A 7,861-nucleotide genomic window follows, 5' to 3' on the forward strand; every position below is an offset into this window, starting at 1 on the left:
CCGAGCCCGCAGTTCACGAAATCGCGCGATCCACACTGCCGAAAATGACGGCAACGCCGGGGCATTGGCAGCGACGCCCGGGAGTGGTTAGGTCGCGCGCCATGAGCACAGCCATTTCTCCCCTGCTTGCGCCGATGCTGTCGAGCGCCGTGATGCGCGCGGTGTGCGACGATACCGCCACGCTGCAGAACATGCTGGATTTCGAGGCCGCGCTGGCCCGCGCCGAGGTGGCCTGCGGCGTAATTCCCGCGGCGAGCGCCGGACCGATTGCCGCGGCCTGCAAAGCCGAATCATTCGACCTCGCAGCGCTAGCCGACGCTGCGACGCGGTCCGGCAACCTGGCGATCCCGCTGGTGAAGGCCCTGACCGCCGATGTCGCCAAGGCGGATGCCGAGGCGGCGCGCTATGTGCATTGGGGCGCGACCAGCCAGGACGTCATCGACACCGCGACCATGCTGTCGCTGCGCGCCGGCATCGATGCGCTGCTCGCCGACCTCGACCGCGCCGTTGCGGGTTTTGCCGGCCTCGCCCGCGCCCATCGCAACACCGCAATGGTGGCGCGGACCTGGTTGCAGCATGCGCTGCCGATGCCGTTCGGACTGAAGCTCGCCGAATATGCCGCAGCCCTGCATCGCTCGCGCAAGCGACTGCAACGGTTGCGCCGCGAAACGCTGGCGCTGCAATTCGGCGGTGCCGCCGGCACGCTCGCCGCACTCGGCGACAAGGGACTTTCGGTCGCCGCAGCACTGGCGAAAGAGCTCGACCTGCCCTTGCCCGATGCGCCCTGGCACACCCACCGCGACCGCATCGCGGAGGCCGCGTCGGTGTTCGCGATCCTCGCCGGCAGCTGCGGCAAGATCGCGCGCGACGTTTCGCTGATGATGCAGACCGATGTCGGCGAGGCCTTCGAGCCCGCGGGCGCCGGCCGCGGCGGCTCCTCCACGATGCCGCACAAGCGCAATCCGGTCGCCGCCGCGAGCGCGCTGGGAGCTGCGACCATGGCGCCGAATCTCGCCGCGACGATCTTTGCCGCACAGGTGCAGGATCATGAGCGCAGCGCCGGCCCGTGGCATGCGGAATGGCCGACCTTGCCGGGCCTGATGCTGGTGACCTCGGGCGCGCTCGCCGCGACAGTCGATCTCGCCGAAGGGCTCGAGGTCGATGCGGCGCGGATGCGCGCCAATCTCGATGCCACCCATGGGCTGATCATGGCGGAGGCCGTCACCTTTGCGCTGGCCGAGAAGATCGGCAAGAGCGACGCCCATCATCTGATCGAGGCCGCCAGCAAGAAAGCGGTCGCGGAGAAGAAGCATTTGCGCGACGTGCTGTCGGCGGATGCCAAGGTCACCGCGCATCTCGACGCCAAGAGAATCGCAGACCTGTTCGAGCCGATGGCCTATCAGGGCGCCTCGCAAGCGCTGATCGACCGATTGCTCTCCTCGATCGAGGAATCCTGAAAATTGGCGAATGCGGGAACAGCGCAAAGGTGGCTTATGACGCAAGGGATAGATGAGCTCATCGAAACCCTGAAGCGCGCAGCAGCTGGCGAGAACGTTGACGTTCAGTACGTTAGGACCATCGCGTTCGATCCCCAAGATCGCGATGTCGAAAAAGCGGCCAACAAGTCGTGGCGGAGGCTAGTCAACTTTGCCGACGACATCGACATACGCTCCAGGGACCCTGACTACGACAAGCAAATGAGGCAGGAGATGGAGTGGCGATGGCGTGAACTGGCCGACCTCTTGGCCGCGCGACGCTAGCCGAAACGACCGGGGCCTGCTTTTATGACAAGGAACACACGATGCCGATGATCAACGCCGACGGGTGCCTGCTCAACGTCCAGGTGGACGGCCGCGACGGCGGACCGACCCTGATGCTGTCGAACTCGCTCGGCTGCACCTTGCAGATGTGGGAGCCACAGATGCCGGCGTTGACGCAGATGTTCCGCGTCATCCGCTACGACCGCCGCGGTCACGGCAAGTCCGGCGTGCCGGCCGGCCCCTACTCGATGGAGCGGTTCGGCCGCGACGTGCTCGCGATCCTCGACGACCTCAACATCGAGAAGGTGCATTGGTGCGGCCTGTCGATGGGCGGCATGGTCGGGCAATGGCTCGGCGCCAACGCGCCTGAGCGGTTCGGCAAGCTGATCCTCGCCAACACCGCCTGCTACTATCCCGATCCGACCAACTGGCTGAATCGGATCAAGGCGGTCAAGGAAGGCGGCATCGCCGCCGTCGCCGACACCGTGATCGCGGGCTGGCTGACCGCCGACTTCCGCGAGCGCGAGCCGCAGACCACGGCGCGCATGAAGGCGATGCTGGTCGCCTCCCCCGTCGAGGGCTATCTCGCCTGCTGCGAGGCGCTGTCGACGCTCGACCAGCGCGCGCTGCTGCCCAAAATCAAGAGCCCGACCCTGGTGATCGCTGGAAAGCAGGACATGGCAACGCCAGTGTCGGCGGGCGAGATGATCCGCAGCGGCATTCCCGGCGCAAGCATGACGCTGCTCGATGCCGCACATATTTCCAATGTCGAGCAGTCGCATGCATTCACCGAAGCCGTGGTCGGCTTCCTGACGCAACGTTAAACGCAAGCAGCAATGGACGTCATTGCGAGCGGAGCGAAGCAATCCATGTCACCGCCTGCCGAGACATGGATTGCTTCGTCGCTTCGCTCCTCGCAATGACGAGGAGGAGACATCAATGGACGACGATCAGCGCCGCGACGACGGCATGACGCAGCGCCGCAAGGTGCTCGGCAATGAATGGGTCGACAAGTCGATCAAGAACCGCAACGCGTTCAACACCGATTTCCAGGACCTGATCACGCGCTATGCGTGGGGCGACATCTGGACCCGGCCGCATTTCGATCACCGCACCCGCCGCGTGCTTGTGATCGGCACCATGGTCGCGCTCGGCCAGTGGGACGAATTCCGCCTGCATGTGCGCGCGGCGCTCGCCGAAGGCGGCTTCACGCCCGACGACATCAAGGAGATCCTGCTGCAGCAGGCGATCTATTGCGGCGTGCCCGCCGCCAATCACGCCGTCAAGGAAGCCGGCGCGATCATTGCCGAACTAGGGCTGCTGAAGGGATAGCTCGCCGGTCGGCGCGCCCGCCTCGGCGACGGGTGCCTCGAGGGCCCGCTTCGGCGACGTCTCGAACAGCATCACGATCGCGGTGCCGAGCAGCATCAGAAGCTCTGCGGCATGCATGCGCAGCGCCTCGATCTCGCCGACCCTGGAGGCCATCATCATGCTGGCGAAGCTCAGCACGCTGCCGAGGCAGAGCGCGACCGCAAGCGCCTCGTCGCTGCCGCTGCTCTTCTTGCGCAGCGGCGAAAAGGCCGTCATCGCGAGGAAGACAGCGAAGAACGCCACCACGGTGATCCGCGCCAGCGCCAGGAGCCATGCGAGCCGTACCGTCGCCATCTTCGAGAGGTGCAGATAGTCGCTCGCATACAGCGCGATCGACACGCTCGGCCGCTCATAGAGACCGTGGATCGGCGACACCATGATGCTGAAGGCGATGATGGTCCAGACCGGAATGAAATAGGCCGCAAGCAGCGCGCCGTTGAAGGAGCTGATCCGCCAGTTGTTCGACATTGCCGCTTCCCGTCTCTCTCCGGCGCCTTTCAGATCGGCGACGGTTCAGCCTGCGAGGTAACGCCGATCGATTGCCGGCGGCAATTTAAACCCTTTGTTTACCTTAATCGGGCTGGGGATTAACCGGCTTGGGGATGGTCCGGGGAACGGTCGGCGCCGTGCCAAAACGGCGCGAAAAAGAAGGGTCCCGCCTTGCGGCGAGACCCTTCCGGAACTGCTCCTGCCAGCGTCACTTGCTGACGGCGCTTGCTCAACGTCTCCGGACTAGCGCTCCGGATCGGGGGTCTCGCCCGGCCGGCCCGGATCCTGCTGCTGCTGGCCGGGCTTCTGCCCGCCACCCTGCTGTTGCTGGCCCGGCTTCTGACCAGGCTTCTGGCCTTGCTGGTCCGGCTTCTGGTTCTGATTGCTCATGCGGCTACTCCCTTTGCTTTCATGAAGCTGGGGACAACGCGCGCGCCAGGAGCGCAGTTGCTCGGGGAACACGGGTTCCGGCGTGATCATTGCAAGGCAACCACGTGTCGCCCCTGTGACATCGGAACCGCAGCCGCCAAAGTAGTTATGTACAAGCCCTTTCTGCTGCTGCCACGCTGTTGCCGCCGCCGGGGTTCCGCTGTTAGAAAATGACACGACGCGACGGATCAGGCTGCCGGGGGCCCTCGCCGCGTCACTCGCGACGTAGCGTTTTCGAGCGAAGTGGGGACTAACGGCAGCGCATGGATTATTTCGCCCAGCAATTGATCAACGGCCTCGTGCTCGGTTCGATCTACGGCTTGATCGCCATCGGCTACACGATGGTCTACGGCATCGTCGGCATGATCAACTTCGCTCATGGCGACATCTTCATGATCGGCGGCTTCATCGCGCTGATCTCGTTCCTGGTGCTGGTGTCGCTCGGCCTCACCGCGATCCCGCTGATCCTCTTGATCGTGCTGCTGGTCTCGATGGCGATCACCGCGCTCTATGGCTGGACCATCGAGCGCATCGCCTACCGACCCCTGAGGCATTCGTTCCGGCTGGCGCCGATGCTGTCGGCGATCGGCATGTCGTTCGTGCTGACCAACTTCTCGCAGGTGTCGCAGGGCGCGCGCGTCAAACCGGTGCCGCCGATCATCACCGGCGGCTACACGCTGCATGAGGGCTCGCAGGGCTTCGCCGTTCAGCTCTCCAACATCCAGATCATGGTCGTGCTCGCCACCATCGTGGTGCTTGCGTTGTTCACCTGGCTGGTCTCGCGCACGCGGCTCGGACGCGACATGCGCGCCTGCGAGCAGGACCAGACCATGGCCGCGCTGCTCGGCGTCGACGTCGACCGCACCATCTCGATGACCTTCGTGATCGGCGCCGCGCTCGCCGCCGTCGCCGGCATGATGTACCTGCTGTATTACGGCCTGGTCGATTTCTTCATGGGCTTCGTCGCCGGCATCAAGGCATTCACCGCCGCCGTGCTCGGCGGCATCGGCTCGCTGCCGGGCGCAATGCTCGGCGGGCTTGCGATCGGCCTGATCGAGACGTTCTGGTCGGCCTATTTCTCGGTGGAGTACAAGGACGTCGCCGCGTTCTCGATCCTGATCGTGGTGCTGATCTTCATGCCGACCGGCCTGCTTGGCCGTCCCGAAGTCGAAAAAGTCTGACAGGCACTTCGTGAGCGCGACCTCAGCCCGACCCTCGCATGCCGCGCAGCCCTCGGGCGGCGCCTTCATTCTCAAGAAAGCCCTGATCAGCGCGCTCGTCGCGCTGGTGCTGTTCTCGCTGATGATCGGCGTGCGCACCGAGGCCGGACCGCAAGGCGGCCTGATCTACTGGACGCGGTTCGGCGACCTCGCGGCCCTCGTCGCCACGGTGTTCGGCGGCAGCATCATCGTCGAGCTGCTGCGGCAATGGTGGGGGCCGATCGACAAGGACAGCCTCGTTCCGAAGCCGGTGCAGTCAGCGATGTCGTTCGCCGGCCGCTGGCTGGCGCCCGCGCTGCTGGTGTTCGCCTTCCTCGTGCCGGTCATCTTCTACGACCAGCGCTACATTCTCGACCTCTCGATCCTGGTCCTGACCTATGTGATGCTGGGATGGGGATTGAACGTCGTGGTCGGCCTCGCCGGCCTGCTCGATCTCGGCTATGTCGCCTTCTATGCGGTCGGCGCCTATTCCTACGCGCTGCTTGCCACCAATTTCGGATTGTCGTTCTGGGTCTGCCTGCCGCTCGCCGGCATCCTGGCGGCGTTCTGGGGCGTACTGCTCGGCTTTCCGGTGCTGCGGCTGCGCGGCGATTATCTCGCGATCGTGACGCTCGCCTTCGGCGAGATCATCCGCCTCGTCATCATCAACTGGCAAAGCCTGACCGGCGGCCCCAACGGCGTATCGGGAATTCCGCGCCCGACCATGTTCGGCATTCCGCTCGATAACAGCGACAGCGGGCTCGCCGCCAGGCTCGGCATCGAGTTCTCGCCGACCCATCGCCTCGTCTTCCTGTTCTATTTGATCCTGGCGATGGCGCTGCTCACCAACTGGGTGACGATCCGGCTGCGGCGGCTGCCGATCGGCCGCGCCTGGGAAGCGCTGCGCGAGGACGAGGTCGCCTGCCGCGCGCTCGGCATCAACACCACGACCACCAAGCTGACGGCATTCGCGACCGGTGCGATGTTCGGCGGCTTTGCCGGCGCGTTCTTCGCCACGCGGCAGGGCTTCATCAGCCCGGAATCCTTCACCTTCCAGGAATCGGCGCTGGTGCTGGCGATCGTCGTGCTCGGCGGCATGGGCTCGCAGCTCGGCGTAGCACTCTCCGCGCTTACGATGATCGGCGGCTTCGAACTGTTCCGCGGCTTCGATCAATACCGCATGTTGGTGTTCGGTATCGCGATGGTGCTGTTGATGATCTGGCGGCCGCGCGGCCTGATCGGCCATCGCGCGCCGACCGTGTTCCTGGAGCGCAACCAGGCGATCTCGTCCGACCTCGTCAAGGAGGGCCACGGATGAGCGGCGACCATATCCTCACCGTCGACCGCCTGATGATGCGCTTCGGCGGCATCGTTGCGGTCAACGAGCTCTCCTTCGCCGCCGAGCGGCGCAAGATCACCGCGCTGATCGGGCCGAACGGCGCCGGCAAGACCACGGTGTTCAACTGCATCACCGGCTTCTACCGGCCGAGCGGCGGCGCGATCCGTCTCGCCCATGATGACGGCCGCACCATCCAGCTCGAGCGGCTGAACGATTTCCGCATCTCCAAGCAGGCCAAGGTGGCGCGCACCTTCCAGAACATCCGGCTGTTTCCCGGCATGACCGCGCTGGAGAATCTGATGGTCGCCCAGCACAACGCGCTGATGCGCGCCTCGGGCCTGACCGTGCTGGGCCTGCTCGGCCTGCCGTCCTGGCGCGAGGCGGAACGCCGCGCGATCGATCTGGCGCGGGCCTGGCTCGACCGCGTCGGGCTGCTCGACCGCGCCGACGATGCCGCGGGCAATCTGCCCTATGGCGACCAGCGCAGGCTCGAGATCGCGCGTGCGATGTGCACCGAACCCGCCCTGCTCTGCCTCGACGAGCCGGCAGCCGGACTGAACGCGCGCGAGAGCGGCGGGCTCAACGAGCTGCTGCTGTCGATCCGCAACGAACAGGGCACCTCGATCCTGCTGATCGAGCATGACATGTCGGTCGTGATGGAAATCTCCGATCACGTCGTGGTCATGGACTACGGCGTCAAGATCGCCGAAGGCACACCGCAGGCCGTGCGCGACGATCCCAAGGTGATCGCCGCCTATCTCGGCGCCGACGAGGAAGAGGCGATCGCCGTGATGGAGAGCGGCACGTGACCGCGGCGCAAGCAACAACACCCCTGCTCGCGGTACGCGGCGTGCGTGCGGCCTATGGCAAGATCGAGGCGCTGAAGGGCGTCGACATCGAGATCAATGCCGGCGAGATCGTCGCGCTGATCGGCGCCAACGGCGCCGGCAAGTCGACGCTGATGATGACGATCTTCGGCCGGCCGCGCGCCCGCGCCGGCACCATCGAATATGATGGCCACGACATCACCGGCGTGCCGACCCACGAGATCGCGCGGCAGCGCATCGCGCAATCGCCCGAGGGCCGCCGGATCTTTCCGCGCATGAGCGTCGCGGAGAACCTGCAGATGGGCGCCGACGCCACCGAATGCACGGAAGCCGAGCGCGAAGCCGGGCTGGAGCGCGTGTTTGCGCTGTTTCCGCGCCTGAAGGAGCGCGTCGCACAACGCGGCGGCACGCTGTCGGGCGGCGAGCAGCAGATGCTGGCGATCGGCC

At 65.6% G+C, this 7,861-nt stretch carries 9 protein-coding genes; 7 read left to right on the plus strand and 2 right to left on the minus strand.

The window, feature by feature from the left end; translation table 11 throughout:
• Positions 1–101 precede the first annotated feature (101 nt).
• The 3 genes from H8A95_RS17265 to H8A95_RS17275 all read left to right on the plus strand — a co-directional run bounded on the left by H8A95_RS17265 (position 102) and on the right by H8A95_RS17275 (position 3,092).
• Complete coding sequence (locus tag H8A95_RS17265) at positions 102–1,457, plus strand: 3-carboxy-cis,cis-muconate cycloisomerase (protein WP_229184199.1); 1,356 nt, start codon at positions 102–104, stop codon at positions 1,455–1,457.
• A gap of 344 nt (positions 1,458–1,801) precedes the next feature.
• Positions 1,802–2,584 carry a 3-oxoadipate enol-lactonase gene (gene pcaD, locus H8A95_RS17270; protein WP_229184200.1) on the plus strand — a complete coding sequence of 261 codons (783 nt, stop codon included), beginning with the start codon at positions 1,802–1,804 and terminating at the stop codon, positions 2,582–2,584.
• Between the two features lie 115 nt (positions 2,585–2,699).
• A complete protein-coding gene (locus H8A95_RS17275; protein ID WP_229184201.1) occupies positions 2,700–3,092 on the plus strand; it encodes a carboxymuconolactone decarboxylase family protein in 393 nt (130 codons plus the stop codon).
• Here H8A95_RS17275 and H8A95_RS17280 read toward each other — a convergent pair.
• Positions 3,072–3,599: a hypothetical protein gene (locus tag H8A95_RS17280; RefSeq protein WP_229184202.1), complete on the minus strand. Its 528-nt coding sequence runs from the start codon at positions 3,597–3,599 to the stop codon at positions 3,072–3,074. The two genes, H8A95_RS17275 and H8A95_RS17280, sit on opposite strands and share 21 nt — an antisense overlap.
• 264 nt (positions 3,600–3,863) lie before the next feature.
• Positions 3,864–4,010, minus strand: coding sequence for a hypothetical protein (locus tag H8A95_RS17285; protein ID WP_229184203.1), 147 nt, complete (start codon positions 4,008–4,010; stop codon positions 3,864–3,866).
• A gap of 302 nt (positions 4,011–4,312) precedes the next feature.
• Here H8A95_RS17285 and H8A95_RS17290 point away from each other — a divergent pair, with 302 nt between their 5' ends.
• From H8A95_RS17290 to H8A95_RS17305, 4 genes are all read left to right on the plus strand, one after another.
• Positions 4,313–5,230 (plus strand): ABC transporter permease subunit, encoded by a 918-nt coding sequence (locus tag H8A95_RS17290; protein WP_018272404.1) that lies wholly within the window; start codon positions 4,313–4,315, stop codon positions 5,228–5,230.
• Positions 5,231–5,240: 10 nt separating this feature from the next.
• A complete protein-coding gene (gene livM / locus H8A95_RS17295) occupies positions 5,241–6,566 on the plus strand; it encodes a high-affinity branched-chain amino acid ABC transporter permease LivM (protein ID WP_338027865.1) in 1,326 nt (441 codons plus the stop codon).
• Complete coding sequence (locus tag H8A95_RS17300; RefSeq protein WP_229184204.1) at positions 6,563–7,396, plus strand: ABC transporter ATP-binding protein; 834 nt, start codon at positions 6,563–6,565, stop codon at positions 7,394–7,396. The genes livM and H8A95_RS17300 overlap by 4 nt, the downstream gene beginning before the upstream one ends.
• Positions 7,393–7,861: ABC transporter ATP-binding protein (locus H8A95_RS17305; RefSeq protein ID WP_229184205.1), on the plus strand; the 469-nt coding region annotated here is incomplete at its 3' end. The genes H8A95_RS17300 and H8A95_RS17305, both read left to right, overlap by 4 nt.

It is taken from the genome of Bradyrhizobium oropedii (assembly GCF_020889685.1).
GTDB lineage: Bacteria > Pseudomonadota > Alphaproteobacteria > Rhizobiales > Xanthobacteraceae > Bradyrhizobium > Bradyrhizobium oropedii.